The organism is Scatolibacter rhodanostii, from assembly GCF_900197595.1.
Taxonomy (GTDB): domain Bacteria; phylum Bacillota; class Clostridia; order Oscillospirales; family Acutalibacteraceae; genus Scatolibacter; species Scatolibacter rhodanostii.
The window spans coordinates 497,280-516,272 of sequence record NZ_FZLO01000002.1 but is presented as its reverse complement, the minus strand read 5'-3'; the positions used below and the strand labels follow the sequence as shown (position 1 = coordinate 516,272).

The 18,993-nt window shown below is 41.6% G+C and carries 13 protein-coding genes; 4 read left to right on the top strand and 9 right to left on the bottom strand.

All coding sequences use genetic code 11. The annotated features are described in order from the left end of the window. Nucleotides 1–7: 7 nt before the first annotated feature. Nucleotides 8–904, bottom strand: coding sequence for a LysR family transcriptional regulator (locus CS931_RS07010; protein WP_099205046.1), 897 nt, complete (start codon nt 902–904; stop codon nt 8–10). A 125-nt stretch (nt 905–1,029) separates the two neighbouring features. Between CS931_RS07010 and CS931_RS07005 the strand changes: the two genes are divergently transcribed. Then, the gene (locus tag CS931_RS07005; protein WP_099205045.1) at nt 1,030–2,106 is read left to right on the top strand and encodes a YeiH family protein; all 1,077 of its coding nucleotides are present in this window, start codon (nt 1,030–1,032) and stop codon (nt 2,104–2,106) included. Nucleotides 2,107–2,192: 86 nt separating this feature from the next. On the opposite strand, the gene CS931_RS07000 is transcribed toward CS931_RS07005, so the two are convergent. From CS931_RS07000 to rlmB, 4 genes are all read right to left on the bottom strand, one after another. After that, nucleotides 2,193–4,253 (bottom strand): elongation factor G, encoded by a 2,061-nt coding sequence (locus CS931_RS07000; protein ID WP_099205044.1) that lies wholly within the window; start codon nt 4,251–4,253, stop codon nt 2,193–2,195. 299 nt (nt 4,254–4,552) lie between these two features. Further along, entirely contained in the window at nt 4,553–5,011 is a 459-nt protein-coding gene (locus tag CS931_RS06995) for a pyridoxamine 5'-phosphate oxidase family protein (RefSeq protein WP_099205043.1), read from the bottom strand. A gap of 97 nt (nt 5,012–5,108) precedes the next feature. Then, nucleotides 5,109–8,864: a hypothetical protein gene (locus CS931_RS06990; RefSeq protein ID WP_099205042.1), complete on the bottom strand. Its 3,756-nt coding sequence runs from the start codon at nt 8,862–8,864 to the stop codon at nt 5,109–5,111. 15 nt (nt 8,865–8,879) lie between these two features. After that, nucleotides 8,880–9,641 (bottom strand): 23S rRNA (guanosine(2251)-2'-O)-methyltransferase RlmB, encoded by a 762-nt coding sequence (gene rlmB, locus CS931_RS06985; protein ID WP_242964919.1) that lies wholly within the window; start codon nt 9,639–9,641, stop codon nt 8,880–8,882. 758 nt (nt 9,642–10,399) lie between these two features. Here rlmB and CS931_RS06980 point away from each other — a divergent pair. Beyond that, nucleotides 10,400–11,107 (top strand): DUF6062 family protein, encoded by a 708-nt coding sequence (locus CS931_RS06980; RefSeq protein WP_099205040.1) that lies wholly within the window; start codon nt 10,400–10,402, stop codon nt 11,105–11,107. Further along, on the top strand, nt 11,104–11,943 hold the full coding sequence (locus CS931_RS06975; protein WP_099205039.1) for a DNA-3-methyladenine glycosylase family protein: 840 nt from the start codon (nt 11,104–11,106) through the stop codon (nt 11,941–11,943). The genes CS931_RS06980 and CS931_RS06975 overlap by 4 nt, the downstream gene beginning before the upstream one ends. Before the next feature lie 68 nt (nt 11,944–12,011). Here CS931_RS06975 and CS931_RS06970 read toward each other — a convergent pair whose 3' ends face one another. The 4 genes from CS931_RS06970 to CS931_RS06955 all read right to left on the bottom strand — a co-directional run bounded on the left by CS931_RS06970 (nt 12,012) and on the right by CS931_RS06955 (nt 17,620). After that, nucleotides 12,012–12,494 (bottom strand): VanZ family protein, encoded by a 483-nt coding sequence (locus tag CS931_RS06970; RefSeq protein ID WP_143826237.1) that lies wholly within the window; start codon nt 12,492–12,494, stop codon nt 12,012–12,014. Between the two features lie 144 nt (nt 12,495–12,638). Further along, nucleotides 12,639–13,751 carry a radical SAM family heme chaperone HemW gene (gene hemW / locus CS931_RS06965; protein WP_099205038.1) on the bottom strand — a complete coding sequence of 371 codons (1,113 nt, stop codon included), beginning with the start codon at nt 13,749–13,751 and terminating at the stop codon, nt 12,639–12,641. Between the two features lie 174 nt (nt 13,752–13,925). Next, the gene (locus CS931_RS06960; protein WP_099205037.1) at nt 13,926–15,755 is read right to left on the bottom strand and encodes an ABC transporter ATP-binding protein; all 1,830 of its coding nucleotides are present in this window, start codon (nt 15,753–15,755) and stop codon (nt 13,926–13,928) included. A gap of 56 nt (nt 15,756–15,811) precedes the next feature. Beyond that, a complete protein-coding gene (locus CS931_RS06955; protein WP_099205036.1) occupies nt 15,812–17,620 on the bottom strand; it encodes an ABC transporter ATP-binding protein in 1,809 nt (602 codons plus the stop codon). 443 nt (nt 17,621–18,063) lie between these two features. Between CS931_RS06955 and CS931_RS06950 the strand changes: the two genes are divergently transcribed. Next, nucleotides 18,064–18,963, top strand: coding sequence for a polysaccharide deacetylase family protein (locus tag CS931_RS06950; protein WP_099205035.1), 900 nt, complete (start codon nt 18,064–18,066; stop codon nt 18,961–18,963). The last annotated feature ends 30 nt before the right edge of the window (nt 18,964–18,993 follow it).

Genomic DNA, 18,993 nt, shown 5'->3' with positions numbered 1-18,993 from the left:
TTTGTTTTTATAGGGGAGATTGATAGATTTTTAAAAACTCATGAAACCAAAAAAGATAGTCAATATCAGTTAAACTGTTTTTAGGATAGACAAAATGAAGTTTGCGCATAGCTAAAAAATCTTTAATTCGAAGCTGCACAAAATTTCCAGACAGTAGTTCATCTTTTGCAGAAAATTGATATAAAAAGGTAATGCCGGCATGTTTGGCAACCAATTTTTTAATAGAAGCCAAGTTGTTGACTTCTATTAACCGAGGGAATTGCCATAGATTCAAATAATTTTCGTGTAAAATTTCCTCATAGATTTCGCGGCTGCCCGAGCCTTTCTCTCGCACAATCTGACGTTGATCCAATAAATCAGAAAATAAAATTTCACGATTTGCTAAAGAATTGGTTGGGGAGCAAACACCAATAAATTCTTCGTTTGAAAAGAGAATGGATTCATAGAGCGAAGCGTCAAAATAGCCTTCCAATAGTGCAAAATGAATTTCTCCTTCTTGAAGCTTATCTAACAAAATATTTGTGTTGTCTATCACTAATCGAAAATCCACATTTTCATGGATACGCAGGGAGTTAGCAATAATATCCGGTAAAATACATTCTCCAATGCTTCGTGTGGCCCCAATGATAATCTGCTGAGAGGGAGAGTTTGAAGTCTGCATGCGCTGCTCTAAGGCAGATAAACCACTGTCACAGGCTTGAATGAAAAGCAACAATTCTTTTCCGGCAGGACTAAGAGAAAAACGCTTTCCTTTTTCAGCAATCAGTTTGACTTGATACCATTGCTCTAAATATTGAATATGCTGAGAAACAGCGGGTTGTGTAATGTGCAACGCCTCTGCTGTTTTAGCATAGTTACCATGGCGGCACAGCATTCTGAATGTTTCATGACGAAAATCAAGCATGAACTTAACCTCTTAATCATTTATTAAATAAATTTATGAGTTTATAAAGATATATAATTTGATATTATCATGAGTGGCGATTATAATCAATATGAATTATTTGTTTAGGGGGAGTTCTTTTGGAGATGAACAAACAAACAAAACCACATTTGTGGTCAGGTATTTTGGTTTCAATACTACTTGCCTTTTTTTCGATTGCATTGAGTCGACTGGCAAGCTTGTTGCTATCCTTTGCCATGAAAGCCATTTTTCACATTGAAATTGCTGATGATTTAGTTGAGCCCAGCATTTTTGCGCTTGTGATTGGTATGCTGTTAAACAAACAAGTTAGCCGATTTAGCGTGCTTAAGCCCGGCATTCAATTTGTATCAAAGTACATATTAAGAACAGCGATTGTGTTGTTGGGTCTGACGTTAAGCTTTAGTCAAGTTTTTTCTGTGGGAAAAATTTCGCTGATTGTCATGTCCTTTACTTTGTTTACTTCCTTTGTCATAGGAAATTTATTAGGGCGGTTATTTGGAGTAAACTGGCGATTGTCTGCTTTGTTGTCGGCTGGAACAGGAATATGCGGCGGCTCGGCTATTGCAGCATTGGCACCGGTTATTGAAGCAGAGGATAGTGATGTCACATTCGCACTTTCTTCCACCTATTTATTTGACGTTATCATGGTCATTCTTTTTCCTTTTATTGGACGGTTTTTAGGGATGACTGACGCCGGATTCGGTGTTTGGGCGGGTACTTCAGTAAACGATACATCTTCTGTTGTGGCAGCAGGATATGCTTTCTCGCAGCAAGCGGGGGATGTGGCAGTGATTGTCAAGCTAACAAGAACGCTATCAATTGTTCCTGTTGTTCTTATTTTTTCGTATATCAACGCTAGAGTAAAAGCAAAGGCACTTTCAGCAGGAGGCGAGATTAAAGCGGTTAAAGTAAACTGGAAAAAAGTTTTTCCATTTTTTATTTTACTTTTTCTGGCTATGGTAGCCATTAAAAGCACGGGGATTGTCCCTGCGCAAATGAATCCCGCTATTTCTACCACAACAAAATTTCTAATGTTGGTGGCACTGGCAGCAATCGGCATGAAAACCAGTAAAGAAGATTTTGCAGACAAGGGCAAAAAACCATTAATCTTCGCTATTGGAATTGACATTCTAGTAACCATTGTCGCTTATGTGGTGCAAGTTTGTATACATGCGACGTGATAATGGTAGATAGCAATAAATCAAAGAATAAGATAAATTTTCCGTATAAAAAGCGAGCCGATTCATCAGCTCGCTTTTTTCATGCGTTATTCTCCCACGGCCAAGCCAATGGCTTTTTCGGCAATTGGTTGGGGGGCTTCTTCATAGCGGGCAAAGTTAAAAACAAAACTACCTCGCCCTTGTGTAACTTGGCGTAAATAGGTACAAAAATCATGCATTTCTGCCATGGGTACTTCAGCATCAACCGTTTGGGTACCGTGTCCAGCAGGATTCATCCCTAAAATGCGACCTCGCCGCTTATTGACCTCACCCATAATATCACCCATGTTGGCATCAGGAACAGTCGCCTGCAAAGAGCCTAAAGGCTCAAGCAAGACGGGATTAGCTTTTGGTAATCCTTCCCGATAGGCAATGGAAGCAGCCATTTTAAAGGCCATTTCTGAGGAATCGACAGGATGATAAGAACCATCATAGAGAACCGCCTTGACACCCACTACGGGGTAACCGGCTAGAGGTCCTTTTTGAATGCTTTCTTGCAAGCCTTTCTCGACAGCAGGGAAAAAGCCTTTTGGTACAGCACCGCCTACCACACGTTCATCAAAGACTAAACCGTCACTATCACAGGGAGAAAATTCAATCCAAACATCACCAAATTGACCGTGACCGCCAGTTTGCTTTTTATGACGACCTTGCACCTGAACCGTTTTGCGAATGGTTTCGCGATAAGGAACCTTGGGTTTCTTTAATGAAACCTCGACACCAAATTTAGATTTCAATTTAGAAACGGCAACGTCGAGATGTTGATCTCCGAGTCCACTGATAATCATTTCATGTGTTTCGTGATTGGTGTGGAATTTAAGCGTGGGGTCTTCTTCAGCAAGTCGCATAAAACCTTGTGCAACTTTGTCTTCTTCTCCTTTTTTAGCGGCTGTTACGGCCATACTCATTGCGATACCGGGATATTCGACTGGTTTCACAATGATTTTGCGAACAGGGGAGCAAAGCGTGTCGCCGGTGTTAGCCGTGCTAAGCTTAGGGATGGCGCCAATATCACCGCAAACCAAAGTTTTCACTTCCGTTTGTTTTTTTCCATTCATCACTAAAAGCTTGCCTATTCTTTCTGCATTGCCTGTAGTCATATTCACAAGGGGTGTTTCAGCGGTAATTTTTCCGGCAATCACTTTTATGTAAGACAGTTTGCCGATAAATGGGTCAGCAACCGTTTTGAAAACAACAGCAACAGGTGCTGCATCTTCATTCACTGTGAGTTCAATCAGGTTGCCTTCTAGGTCTACTCCCGTTTCACCTGATTTTTCCTCTGCACTGGGGGCAAGCCATACAATTCCATTGAGGAATTGTTCCATGCCTCTCATAAGCAGAGCATCGCCGCAAAATACGGGGGTAATAGAGCCTCGTTTAACACCTTTGCTCACGCCCACAATAATTTCTTCAGGTGTAAATTCTTCGCCTGAAAAGTATTTTTCAAATAGCTCGTCATCGGTTTCAGCCACGGCTTCACAAATGGCAGCACGCAAACCTTCTAACCTGTCACCCATGTCTGGCATAGCAACAGGTACAGGCTTTCCACCAGAATAATCATAGGCCTTGTATTCAAGGATATTGACATAGATATTAGCCTGTCCGTCCACAATATAAGGAACAACAACAGGGCAGATGGAAGGACCAAATTTAGATTTTAAATCTTCAAATACACGATAAAAGCGTGCGCTCTCATCACAAAGACCGTTGACAAATACGAATTTAGAGAGATTTCTCTTTTCTGCGGCAGCAAATGCTTTTTCAGTACCGACAGCCGGACCGTCTTTGCCCGAAACCACAATTAGGGCGGTGTCAGCAGCACGCATGGCTTCGCATAAGCCGCCTTCAAAGTCAAACAATCCTGGAGCATCAATTAAGTTTAGTTGTTTATTTCTCCATTCAAACTGAGCAGTGGCAGAAGAGATAGACGTTTTTCGGCGAATTTCTTCCGGGTCAAAATCAGTGACCGTGTTGCCGTCATCCACTTTGCCGCGGCGTTCAGAAGAACCAGACAAATACAGCATTGCTTCTGTCAAAGAAGTTTTTCCCGAACCGCTGTGTCCGGTGACAGCTACATTTATGATATTTTTTGCAGAATACTGTTTCATAGATAGATGCTCCTTTCAATTGGCAGAAAGCTAAATGGATTCATTCGACAAAATCAACAATTTATTTCTGCTATGATAGAACGATTATATAATATAAACACAAAGAAAACAATCCCAAAACCAATATTTATACAAATTATATTTAGTTTTATCAATTGATTTAGATATATTATACAATGATTAGCCAAAAGAAAGGGTCGAAGTTTCTGTAACAAAGAATGTAGACCAAGCAAGAGGGATATGTGAATTGTGTCGGCATAGTAGGAAATAGATAGGAGTGCAACATCATTTGAAATGAATTACTTATAGCGGCAGGTTCTGAATTTCCCCTCAATCCAAAACGTAGCTTCTATTGTGTGGAATTTAAGTAGGCGAAACTTAGGGTCATCGATTCCTTTTTTAAAGAAGCGGCGGTCAGATTCCTGCCAAAAAGTTTCCTGTTCTGTTTTGTCAGTGATAAAGGAGATATCCCCAATTAAAGTGACACTATCGCCAGCCAAAGAATAGCATACGCTGGCTTTTGAGCAGTTTTCAAAGTGAGTGGCCTTGCCATTGATGGCAGACCGCTTAGAAGTGACAAAGTAGAGATTTAAAAATCCTTCATTCTTTATTTTAGAAACGGTGCAGATGCGAGGATACCCCTCTTTATTTATGGAGGCCAGAGTCATGGTAGAGCATTTTTGCAGTAACTGTTCCGCTTTGGTTTCTAACACTTGCGTACGCTCTTTTTGAATTTGAGAGGCAGTTTTTTGCGCCATAATGAAATCTCCTTTAAAGCAGTGGTCATGCTGTTAATATAAAAAACAGACAGCAAACAAAGGGAAAGTTTGCTGTCTATTCGTAAGTTGGTTTATATTATGGTTTTCTCATCCGTGGAATAATCAAAATAATGAGTAAGAAAAGCAGTTCAAAGGCAAACAGTGCAAAAACAGAAAGTTTGCTGATAGCACCGAAGCAGGAAAGGAACGCAACCAGTAAAAAGCCTAAAACAACACTGATGTTTTGCAGTGCCATAATAAAGTTAGCGTCTCTTTTACTGCCGACACAAGCAGCCAACACTGTCATAAGAGATTCTATGCGGCCTTTGGTGGCAATAGTTGCATCGCTGCGAGGTGTCTCTTTGGCGGTAAGGTCTTGATAGACATTGCCAAGAGAATCATCCAAAACAGAAACAGAATGTTGATCAATTCCAAAGAGTCTGCCGACAAATTGAGGAGTAACATTGGGGTCTGTCGTGCGGATAACCACGCTAATTCCGTTGTCTTCCATCCGTTGAAGCTCATTTTTACGGCGGCGGTCAGCGGTGTAACTAAGAACCATCATGGCTACAACCGTTTCATCTTGTGCAAGATAGATAATTTGCTTGTTGCTGGCAGCATAAGGAGATTCATCCTCACGAGCCGGCGGCTCAATTTTATGTTTGATAAGCAAACCTCTTGCGCCAATATAAATAGTTTTGCCGTCAACATGACCCACAACACCAAATTCATCTTCATAGCCATAGCGTGAAACATCAGGTAGGTGGTCTTCTTTTTCCATGATAACCTGTTCAAACACGCCGCTTAGAGGTCCGCCAACTTCTTTCATTAAAGCAGAAGCACTCATAATTGCATTTTCGACTTGATCACGGCCTGTATAGGTCTTAATACCGTCTAGCACAACTGTACCTTTGGGGAACAAGTCATCCGCATCCATCATCACGGCATTGACATCTCCGGCCAAGCGAACAGCTTCATAACCCGAAACCATGGCACCGGCGCGTCGGGCAAGCTTGGCCAAACGGCTCATAGGCAGGTTAATAGAAAGCATATTTCCGACGGGAACGCTGACAATTAACGCAGCGGCTAAAGAGTTAATGGCCATGGGAACACTGCCGGTTACCAGCATACAGACAATCGTGAGCACCAAAGAGGCAATCAATCCAATAGGAGCGAACATCTGTGAAGATGTTTCAGAGGGATCAGGACGATAGGAAATTTCAAGAAAACGACGTAAAAAGGCTGTCTTGCCTTGGTAAGCCATGACAGGTTTATCAGCCACAACTTGTTTTGTCATTTTTAAAGCAGTGTTATGGTCGTCAAATAGATTCACCGCATATTTTTGCTCTCTTGAGGTGACAAAACGGAAATTGCTGTGAATTCGGCGAATCATGGTCAATTTACCGGCAGCATTAATACACAAAGCGCCTGTGAGTACGACGGCATACATACGCAAGCTGCCGTCAGCTAATGCTTCTTTAAAGAAGAGTCCTGAAAGTGTCTGCAGCATGGCACCAATGGCAGCAACAGCAACAGCACTATCCGAATTTGCATTAAAGGTAAACAAAGATTTAAGTCCGTTCAAAATCGTGCGGAAACACCCGACAATAGCAGCAGATAAGAAGATAAAGGTGAGGGCAACATAAATTGTCGAAGAGCTTGTCGCATCAGCTGAAAGAGAACGTCCGAAAATAAGATTTACAAAGATCAAAATGGCAGTAGCGGCACCAGTAATTAACACGCGCAGTGTCAAATCATGCATATCGGCCTTAAGCTCATTGGTAATGGCATGTGCATCGTCAGGACTGGTGTAGTCATCAATGGATTCAGGCTGTTCATAAAGAGAAGCAGGTTTTTGCTTAGGAGTCTCTTTTTGCACGGAAACAGGTCTTTCTTCATCAGAAATAGTCTGGTTTTCATTGCTTGAAGGGACCATAGACTGAATCATGCGAGCGGTTTTATTAATTATTGAGCGAGAAGTTGGTTCAGCGGGTTTATTAAAGTCCAAAATTCCCGATAAATCAGCATTTAGGACGTGCATAGGAATGCCTTTTTCACGATATTCAAAAGGACTTTTAACTTCTGGAACAGTGGCGGGCGGATTATCTAAAGCCGGCACAACTTTTTGTGCAATTGGCATTTTTTCAGGTCTCTGCTGAACAGGAGCAGTTCTTTCTTGATAAGGTTGCTCGGTGACAGGAGACTGTACAGGTCTTTGCTGAACAGGAGCAGTTCTTTCTTGATAAGGCTGCTCGGTGACAGGTGGTTGTGCAGGTCTCTGCTGAACGGGAGCAGTTCTCTCTTGATAAGGTTGCTCGGTGACAGGCGCTTGTACGGGTCTCTGCTGAACAGGAGCAGTTCTCTCTTGATAAGGTTGCTCGGTGACAGGAGACTGTACAGGTCTCTGCTGAATGGGAGCAGTTCTCTCTTGATAAGGTTGCTCGGTAACAGGAGCTTGTACAGGTCTCTGCTGAACAGGAGCAGTTCTCTCTTGATAAGGTTGCTCGGTAACAGGAGCTTGTACGGGTCTCTGCTGAACGGGAGCAGTTCTTTCTTGATAAGGCTGCTCGGTGACAGGAGTTTGTACGGGTCTCTGCTGAACGGGAGCAGTTCTTTCTTGATAAGGCTGCTCGGTAACAGGAGCTTGTACAGGTCTCTGCTGAATAGGAGCAGTTCTCTCTTGATAAGGCTGCTCGGTGACAGGAGGTTGTACAGGTCTCTGCTGAACAGGAGCGGTTTTCTCTTGATAAGGTTGCTCGGTGACAGGAGGTTGTACAGGTCTCTGCTGAACAGGAGCGGTTTTCTCTTGATAAGGCTGCTCGGTAACCAAGGCTTTATCTCGAGGTGGTAGATGATTCAAGAAAGGATTCTCAGATTTATCTCGGGCAGCATGTGTAAACAGTTCGGTTTCTGTCTGCACAGGCGCCGCTGCCAATATTTTTTCCACCGTTTCATCTGAGACAGGAGAAGAATTTCTAAGGCTTTCTAGCTCCATGGTGTCATTTAAAATATTAAGCTTAATTTGCATGGTCTGCTCGTTGTTCTGCAAAGAGTTAAGCTGTGCTTGTTGAAAGCTTGGAATATTAGCAGTTTTAGAGCCAACTCCTTCAATTTCAACACCATGCTGTTTGGCATATGGATCAGCAGCAAAAGAAGTGACAGGCATAGGAGCTACAATACCAAGCTCATCGGCCAACTCGTTTTCATCCATGCCAGAAGATTCCATGGCTTCTTGCATGCGAGAATGACGCTCTTTCTGCAATTTTCGAAAGCTTTCTGCCATATCGTCATCAATTGAGTCTTTTGACTGATCAAATAAATCGGCATAAGTGTCTTGTGGAACAGGAATTTCATCGGTGCTGTTATAGCCTTTTCGATATTCGTCAATTGGCTTCAGTTGAAGTCCATAAAACATATCATTTGACTCATCGAAATCGGGGACTTTTTTCTTTTTGTCTTTGCCGCCAAACCAACCGAAAAATCCTTTTTTCTTTTTCTTCTTTTTTCCGTCATCAAAATCAACAGCCTTAATATTGCCTGTGGCATATAGATTGATATCTTCGGTGGCACTCATGTCTTCATCCTGATTGGCACGCAGCGCTTGCTGTGGATTGGCAGGTTTAGGAGCCATAGGTTTTGTTCCCGTAGGAAAAGACGGAGGCGCTTGTGTAGGAGAAGGCGCAGTTTGCGCAGGAGATGGAGATTGCATAGAATCAGCAGGGGGCATCTCCTTCTTTGTGGGCATAGTAGTTTCAGGAGAAGCAGGAGCTTCTGGTTGATTGGTCTCTTTCTTTACCCTTTGCTCTGCCAGAATATCATCAAGAGTAAAGTCGTTTTTTTGGTTATCTGCCATAAAACGCAACCTCCTTTAAGGATTAACGGTATTTAGCCGACTTCTTTGACGTGAAATTTCGTAAGAAAGAATACCGGCAGCAACCGAAGCGTTCAGAGAGTTAATTTTGCCTTTCATAGGCAAAGAAACAATAAAATCAGATTTTTCTTTAATCAGTCGGCTTACGCCTTCGCCCTCAGAGCCGATGACCAAAGCGACAGCCCCGCTAAAGTCGGTTTGACACCAGGGCTGACCGTCCATATCGGCTGTATAAATCCAAACGCCGCGTTTTTTAAGCGTTTCAATCGTGTCAGCCAAGTTTGTCACTCGCGCAACGGGGAGATATTCAACAGCACCGGCCGAAGATTTACCAACCGCAAAAGTTAGTCCCACATTGCGTCTTTTGGGGACAATGACACCGTGAGCACCGGCACATTCGGCCGTGCGAATAATAGCGCCCAGATTGTAAGGATCAGAAAGTTCATCGCATAAAATGAAAAAAGGTGGTTCACCGCGCTCTTCTGCCAAACGAAAAAGATCGTCTAAATCGGCATAATCTTTGACAGCAACCGCTGCCACAACGCCTTGGTGAACAGCATGACCACACATAAAATCAAGTTTTTTGAGGTCAACTTCTTTTATAGGAATTTCTTTCTGTTTTGCTCTTGCCAAAATCGAAACAATCGAACCATTTTTTTCTCCTCGCAGCACATAAAGAGCGGCAATGGGACGCCCTGCGCGCAGAGCCTCACTAACGGCGTTTCGACCGGCAATGATATTGTTCTCATGATTATCCATTAAATTCAAAATCATCCTTTATTTCATTCGGGATAGATAGGTATTATGCCGATTAAGCATATCAACCCATAATTTAATCTATTGTATCACAATAATCGCATTTCTTCAAATAAAAATGTAAAATTCAATCTGAAAAACAGAGAAAATGAATGAATGACGGAAATGGAATGAATATTTTTACATTTTTTCCACAAAGTTAAATCGAAAAGGTTATCGAAAATGAAAAACACCATTCAGTTTACATAATTGATAATTTCACAGAAAGATGGAACTGTTGATAACTCTGTTAAGAATGTTAAGAACTTCTTGTCCCACAAGGTTTTCCAGTTTTCAACAGGCTTTCTAAAAACTTATTTTATGTAAACACATGTCGAAATTTGAGTTGCTCATATTTAATAATTCTAAAAAAGAAAAATAACAAGATGTCCATAAATTGAATTTTTTGTTTCAAAATTGTCTATATATAGGGGACGGTTTGTTCGAAAATTTATTACCGAGGAAAAGTAATTGAGTTTTCCACAGTTTCAACCCTGTATATCCACAAAGCGGTAAAAAAAGCAAATTATTCACAAGCAGATTGCTACCTTTTTAGCTGAAAATGTGATATACTAGCTCAAAAGCAGTTGAAAACCCTGTTTATAATGTTGAAAGCTATGGGGAAAACCTGTTGACAGTGGGAAAAAACAAGCTTTAGGGGTTGGATAGTAAAAGCATAAATATGCAGAAATAAATTTATAATTTAAAAGAAGGGACTTGACATGAGAGAAGATATATGCTCTATACCGATTAATGATATTTTTCAGCCCAAAGAGGGTTGTCCGTTTTGCCGTATGAGAGATATGCTGGAAGACCGGATTGCCACTTATATCACAGGTGCAGCTATGATGGAACCTGATGTCAGAGAAGAAACGAATCGTCTGGGTTTCTGCGAAACTCATTTTAATCATATTTTGGCTCGAGGCAGTCGTCTTTCAGTGGCACTCATTTTAGAAAGCTTAATTGCCGAAACCTCTAAAGAAGTTTTTCCAGAGGGAAAAGTGCCCGCCAAGAAAATAGTAGAAGCAGTGAAACGCCGGCAGCATGATTGTTTTATCTGCGAAAACGTAGAGAAAAATATGCGCCATTTGTTTGACAGCATGGTTAAACTATGGGAATCAGAGGAAGAATTTCGTCAAATATATGCAGAACAAGAGTTTATTTGTTTGACGCATTACGGCATGGCCATTGAGTATGCTCAAAAAATGCATCGTAAAAACTTTCCTATTTTTGCCGCGCAGACAGCTAAACTTGCCAAAAATCAGCTGGCTGGTTTGGGTGATGACGTCACGCATTTTTGCCGTATGTTTGATTATCGCAGCAAAGGTGCCGACTGGGGAAATTCAAAGGATGCCATTGAGCGTTCGATAGAATACTTCACTTCTCGTAAGCCTGAAATTCAGCAAAAGGCGGATGAGAAAAATCGATGATGACAAAGACCGGTATACAAATAAACAAATGCTTTGACTTGGAACAGACCTTAAATTGTGGTCAAAGTTTTCGGTGGAAAGAAATAGAGAAAACGGAAGAATACAGCATATGGGAAGGCATTGCCTTTGGCCGCTTGCTGCAAATTCGTCAGGATGAAGATGAATTGACGTTCTTTTGTTCACAGCAAGATTATGAAACCGTTTGGTATGATTACTTTGACCTTGCGGTAAACTACGAAGAGATGAGAGAAACGCTTGCTAAGCAAAGTGAACCGCTGAAAGAGGCGACAAAATTTGCTCCGGGCATTCGTATTTTAAGACAAGATGCTTGGGAAGCATTAGCCTCCTTTTTGTTCTCTCAAAACAATAATATTCCCCGTATTAAAGGAATTATCGAGCGATTTGCAGAATTGTGCGGGGAACCAATTGACGGAGGTTTTACTTTTCCCGCAGTAGAAACAGTGGCAAAAATGACGGTAAAAGACTTAGAGCCCATTCGTGCCGGATTTCGTGCCAAGTATATTATCGCTGCGGCACGCGCAATTGTAGAGAGCAAGGTTGATTTGCAGGCAATTCGGGAAAAGGATATTCACTTTGGGCGCTATGAATTGCAAAAAATTCATGGAGTAGGGCCAAAGGTGGCCGAATGCACGCTTTTATATGGTTTTCATAAAACAGAAGCTTTTCCGCTGGATGTGTGGATGAAGCGGGCAATGAACAAGCTTTTTCCCGGGAAATCACCGGAAGAGTTTGGGAAACACGCTGGATTGGCGCAGCAGTACATTTTTCACTATAGCCGAATGCACGCTGAATTATTTCAAACGCCAGATACATAAAATCTAATGGGGATAGTCAATTGAAAAAAGCCTTGCCGTTTTTTGGCAAGGCTTTTTTTATAAAAGATTCACGTTTTGTTTTTCTTCTTCTGAACAAAATAAAAGCATAGAAAAGTAACAGACATTCCTACAAGGACACCGCAGGTATCAATCAAAACGTCTTTAAAACTGCCGGCACGGCCAGGGATAAATAGTTGGTGAATTTCATCGGAAACCGCATATAAAAAGCCAGCCATCAATACAAAGATTAGTTTCTTGACAAGAGAGAGGGGAAAGGTAACCGCTAAAATAGATAAAAAGATAGAGGTGGCAGTGTAAATGGAAAAATGAGCACATTTACGAATGAAGAAGCTCAACCATTCATATTCTGCGGGGGTGGCCTGTGGTAGAAAAAACTGAAGAAGCATATGGAGCAAACCACCACTGAGAGCACCGCTCTTTTCGCCGTCTTGAGCAGAAAATAGAAAAATAGCAGTCATGCAGAAAAGAGTACCGATTATACCAATTATTCGCAGATAAAAAATTTGTTTTTTTGAAAATATCCAAGGCAATTGAACGTTCATCCCTTTATTGAGTTTATTTGTGAATTTATAGAAAAGCTGAAAATACCAATAATTTTACGTGCCTTTATGGCGATAAAACTAAAGTCATGGTTAAGCAATCTAAAAAGCTAGTTAGGTGGAATAAAATAGACTTTAAGAAAGCAACGTTAAAATCACTGCGTTAGAGACAGCAAAACCCGCTGGTGTTAATGCAATTCTTTGAGGATTCGCTAGGAGAAGGTGAGGAGGACATTTCTTTACGTTGGCCAGTAAAACATTAAATTGAGCTTTGCCATCGTCAAAATGTTCCTCACAGGCAGAGCGCGAAATACCCTCTCGAAGTCGTAAGTTTAGCATGGCAAATTCTTCAAAGTCTCCTCCGGTTCCATCAGAGAGGGGGGCTTTTCCGGCAAGAAAATGGTTCACGCTGCGAGGATAGTAAAAGCGATTACCCTCATAAAAAGAATGGGCAGAGGGGCCGAATCCCAAATATTCTTCACAATGCCAATATTTTAGATTGTGGCGGCTTTCAAAGCCCAATTTAGCAAAATTGCTGATTTCATACTGCGCAAAGCCTTTGGCTGGCAAAGTGTCTGTACAAAGCTGATAAAGGTCAGCCATACCATCATCATCGGGGACAGTAAGCGTCTCGCGTTTTGTATAAAAAGGCGTATTTTCTTCAATTTTCAGCATATAAGCGGAAACGTGCTGAATGTTTAGCTCACCCACAAAATTCATAGATTCCCTCAAATGCTCGGCAGAGCTTTCAGGTATGCCCAACATTAAATCAACTGAGATATTATCAAAACCAAATTCCTGTGCTGACTGAACCGCTTTTTTAACGTCGTCAGCACTGTGCTGACGGCCAAGACAGCGCAGCTCGGTTTCGTTTGCCGACTGCATACCAAAAGAAAGGCGGTTGAACCCTCCTTGTTTCAGTTTAGCGAAAAAAGAGTTGGACAGATTTCCTGGGTTTGCTTCACAAGTAATTTCGGCTTGCTCTGATACAGCAAAATTTTCTTTGACTATCGTAAGAATGCGCACCAAATTTTCTGCACCGAGCAAGCTGGGTGTGCCACCTCCAAAATAAACCGTGTCAACCGAAAGCCCCAAATGAGCATATTTTTGCATAGCTACTTGCAGTGCATGGATATACTCGGCGGCAAGGTTGCCTTTTGGGGGCAGCGAATAAAAGTCACAATACGGGCATTTTTGAGAACAAAACGGAACATGTATATAAATGCCGAGGGGCGGATGCTTAATCATAAACAATCCCCTTTCAGGTTGAATTTAAATCTACTCTTTACGATACCATGTTTGACCCTATTTGTATAGACAAACCAAAGAAACTTTAAAAGATAAAAAGATGAAGCAAGCAGTGAAAAACTCTTGCTTCATCTTTATTAAGTAGATTAATGTTCTAGATTAGATTTGTTAGCGTTACTGCCCTGCAAACACGGTTTCAGCAGTTTCATCTTCAAATTGCTTGTTATAAAGATCGGCGTAGTAGCCACCGTTTTTCATCAAGTCATGGTGTGTGCCTCTTTCAATAATCTTGCCATGCTTTACGACCAAAATCAAATCAGCTTGACGAATGGTGGATAAACGGTGGGCAATTAAGAAAGAAGTACGATTTTCAAGCAGAGTAGAAATAGCGGTCTGAATAATCTGCTCGGTGTGCGTATCAATAGAAGAAGTTGCCTCGTCCAGCACAAAAATGCGGGGATTAGATAATACCGCACGAGCAAAAGAAACGAGCTGCTTTTCGCCGGTGGAAAGCTGTCCGCCACCCTCGCCGACATCGCTGTCATAACCTTTTTCCATTTTCATGATAAAATCATGAGCACCCACAAGTTTGGCAGCGTCAATAATTTCATCATCAGTGGCGTCGAGGCGGCCGTAGCGAATATTTTCTTTCACAGAACCTGAAAACAGGTGAGGGGTTTGCAGAACATAACCAATATTGCTGTGCAGCCACAGCATACTGCGGTCTTTATAGTCTTTGCCGTCAATCAAAATGCGACCCTTTGTGGGTTCGAAGAAACGACAAGCAAGATTAACAAGGGTGGATTTTCCCGCTCCGGTTTCACCGACAATGGCAATCGTTGTGCCGGTAGGAATATCGAGATTAAAATCCTCAAGAACATATTCGGTGCCGTCTGAATACATGAAGGAAACATTTTCAAACGTGATGTTGCCCTCAATGGCTTCCCAATTGTCAATTTTAGGCTCAAAAGAGGTGCCATATTTGGCAACAACTTCAGGAGTGTCCGTAATTTCAGGCTTGCTGTCAAGCAACTCAAAAACACGTTCTACGTTTGCCTGTGTTGAGAAAAAATTAGTGATTGTATTGGCAAAGCTTTGCACAGGGTGTGAAATGGTCAGCGCATAGTTGATGAAAATAGTCAGTGTACCGATATCAATTAAACGATTCATCGCCATGCTTCCACCGCTTGTCAGCACAAAAGCAACAGCAAGAGAGGTTAAGAACACGATAATCGGAACATAGACGGAACCAAGAAAAGCCAAATGCACTGATTTTGAGCGCATTTCTTGTGTAACTTTCTTGAAAGCGGATGTGTTCTTGTCTTCAATAACCATTGTTTTAGAAGTTTTTGAACCTGAAATACCTTCGTTATAGTGGCGGGTGATTTCAGAATTGACTCGGCGTACTTCACGATTGGTAGCCAAAATTCTTTTCTGAAATTTGATGGTTAAAAATCCAATAATAGGGATAATAACGATAATCATTAAGGCGAGCTTCCAGTTGATAAAAAGCATAGAGCCAATGCAGCCAATCAAATAGGCAGAACTCCAGCATACATCGACAAGACTCCATGTAAAAGCAGCGCCAATACGTTCAGTGTCACTCATCACACGAGAAAGAATCGTGCCAACTGGCGTGACATTATAATAAGAAAAGCTAAGTGTTTGCAAATGATCAAAGAGTGTAATGCACAAATCTCTGCGAATTTTGGTCTCGGTAAAAAGAGCTTGACGCAGAAAAAGAATAGTAGAGAAGGTTTGAAGAATGATGATGGCCAAGTAGATCAGGCCAAAGGTCAAGAGTCCCTCGGTTCGACGGGGCTCAACGAATTGGCTGACAGCACGCCCTGCCAAAATGGGATAGATGACATCGACAGCAGCGTTAATCATCATTAACACACCGATGGCAATCAAAGATTTTTTGTAGGGCTTTAAGTAAGGAATCATTCGTCCCCATACTTTCAGAGAAGAAAATCCAATTTTAATATCTTTTTGTTCGTTCATAAGTCACCTCACAAGGGTCTGACTGGCAGACCGAAAAGAGCACATGGCTGCTGCAATTAAGAATTGCGGCTGGCACTCTGTGCATCGTAAATGCGTTTGTAAATGCCGTCTTCTGCAATAAGCTCTCGGTGTGTACCAATTTGACTGACCTCGCCTTTGTCTAGCACTAGAATGCGGTCGGCGTTCATTAGCGTGGTAATGCGATGGGCAATCAAAATAGTGGTTCCTGATACATTTTCTTGCAGAGATTGGCGAATCTTTGTGTCGGTTTCCATGTCAACGGCAGAGAGCGAATCGTCAAAAATTTTGATGGGGGTGTTCTGCATCAGCATTCTGGCAATTGCCACGCGCTGTTTTTGTCCGCCTGAAATTGTCACACCTCGCTCACCAATTGGTGTTTCATAGCCTTCAGAGAAGCTTGAAATTGCTTCATCAATGACGGCAAGTTTTGCAAAATGGCGCACTACAGACAGTTCAGCACTTTGTGCACCGTCGGCGATTCCCTCTTTAAATGACTTAGAAAAGAGAAAAGGTTCTTGCAGCACTACACCAATATGTTTGCGCAAATGAGTGAGTTTAATCTGTGAAACAGGCACGCCGCCAATTGTAATTTTACCGTGGTTTTCAGGTAATTCATAGAGACGGTCAAGCAAGCTGATCAAGGTTGATTTGCCGCTGCCGGTTGCGCCTAAAACGCCAAAAGTCGAACCAGCTGGAATGGTAAAAGAGACATTTTTAAGTACATCTTGAGAACCTGAATAGCAGAAACTGACATTGTCAAAGACAATATCGCCATCCATGTCAGGTGTCAGAGGATTTTCGCAGTCTTTTTCTTCTTCGGCGTCTAAAATTTCAAGCAGTCGGACCGAGCTGATTTCTGATTTGCTCAGCTCGCCTAAAAGTCTGCCAAGGCTTCGTGCCGGCCAAACAATCATCGAAGTATAGGCAAAAAAAGTCATGTATTCGCCTGTGGTGATTTCACCGTTCACAACAAAGAAAATACCGGAAATAATCGAAACCAGCACTTGCAGGGCGGCTAATAAATCACCTGAACCCCAGTTCAAGCTCATCAGCTTGGACAAGCCAATCCAAAAATCAGCCAATTCATGGCTTTTTTGGCGAAAGCGATCAATTTCGAAACGCTCACGGCCAAAAGCTCTTACCACTCGAACCCCAGTAAGATTTTCTTGTGCCATGGCCGTTAGTTCACCCTCTGTTTCGTCAGCCTGTAAAAATTTTTTCCCTGTCAGCTTAAAAAAGACAACAGAAGAAAGCATTAAGATAGGTAAGAAAGCGGAGATAATGAGTGAAAGCTTGACGTTCATCATGAACATCAGAATAAGAGAAACCACAAGCAGCAGCACGGTACGAATAATTTCAAGCAGCTGGCTTCGAATGAAGTTAAGCAGCATATTAACATCTTGTGTGCAACGCTGAATCATGTCACCGGTTTGATGTTTGTCATGCCATGCAAAAGGAAGCTTTTGAATGTGGTCAAATAATTTATTTCGTAGTTGTTCTGCTGTGCCTTCGCTAGCTTTGGCAATGCGCATGCGATAAATATAGTCGAAAATCCCAGAGAGCACCGCAAAAAAAACAGCAGCGGCTGCACATAAGATAATGTTCTGTTGCAAAAATTCACGGCCACCAGCCTGTTCAATCCACTTGACCAGAATAGTAGGAAGCTGAAAAGGGGTGTCCCCTATAACAGAGTCTACCGTGAAGCGAACCACCTGTGGGGTCATATAGTTGGCAATAATAGAGAATAATAATGCCACAGCAGATAAGCAAAAAGAAAAGCGAAACCCTTTTGTAAAAGGATAAAAACGAAGAATACCCCCCTTTGGGGATTTGTTTTTTTTCATGAATTTACCTTGCCTTTCCGATACATCAAATAATGTATCGCTACGCAGGATATCCTGCCTGTAACGGTTCTTCTTTTCCTATCTTCTGCGGTGTAACGGACCGATAACGGATGAAGATAAGGTTTTCCGTTTTTAAGACTTTTAAAGTCAGAAAGCCGGAGAGAAAATGATTCTAGCACACCGAAAGAATCATTTGCTCTCCGGCTTTTATTGGCCGCCTACACGACAGACGGCGCATTATCCCAGAAAGTCTTTGCGAGGTTGTTTATAATAAGGGGTAATTCTGGGATAAACAACGGTGTTTTCACTTTAGCATGTATCCATATAAAAGTCAATGGAGTTCATAATTTGTAAGGAAAATGACTAAATTGTATAGATAAAATATGAAATACGAATAAAATGAGGGGGCAGCGACTATCTATTACTGATGAGGTGGTGCAAGTATGAAGAGTAGTTGGAAATATAGCGTTATAAAGGTAACTCGTCTTAAAATTTTATCTATTTTGGCCCTGCTTGGGCTTACTTTTTTAGCCATACATTTTTTCGCTCCAAAACAAGCAGATAATTCAATTCAAACGAATACCGAAGAGAGCATAGCCGTTCCGGTGGTGATGTATCATTCGTTGTTAAAAGACCCAAGCCGTCATGGCGAATATGTTATTTCTCCGGATACATTGGAAAAAGATTTAACTTATTTAAAAGAAAATGGTTATGAAACAGTGGTAGTACAAGACCTAATTAATTATACAAACGGAGGAAATTTGCCTGCAAAACCGGTAATGATTACCTTTGATGACGGTTATTACAACAATTATCTTTACGGAATGGAAATTGCCGAAAAACTAGACTGCAAATTTGTAGTTTCTCCCATTGTTTCTGTGACAGAGTTATTCACGGCTTCTCAAGAGGAGAATGCCTATTACTCCCATTTGACTTGGGATATGCTGAAAGAAATGAGCGATTCAGGGAGGATAGAGGTTCAGAACCATAGCTATGATATGCACACCATAGGTGCCAGAAAAGGAGTTAAAAAGAAGCAAGGCGAGTCGGATGAAAGCTACAAAAAAGCAATAGAAAATGATTTGCTGAAAGCACAAGATGAAATTGAAAAACATGTGGGGAAAAGACCCACCGCTTTTGCTTACCCCTTTGGGGCGGTCAGTAAGACTACACCCGAGTTGATTAAAGAAATGGGGTTTTCAGCGACATTGACGTCAGCCGAAAAAATTAGTGTGATTACTCGAGATAAAGACTCGCTTTATAATTTAGGCCGCTTTGTGCGTCCCTCGGGAATTACAACAAAAGAATTTTTTGAGAAAAAAATGAAGTTGGCGATAGAATAAAACAGAGGAAATTCAGGTAAAATGGAGGGT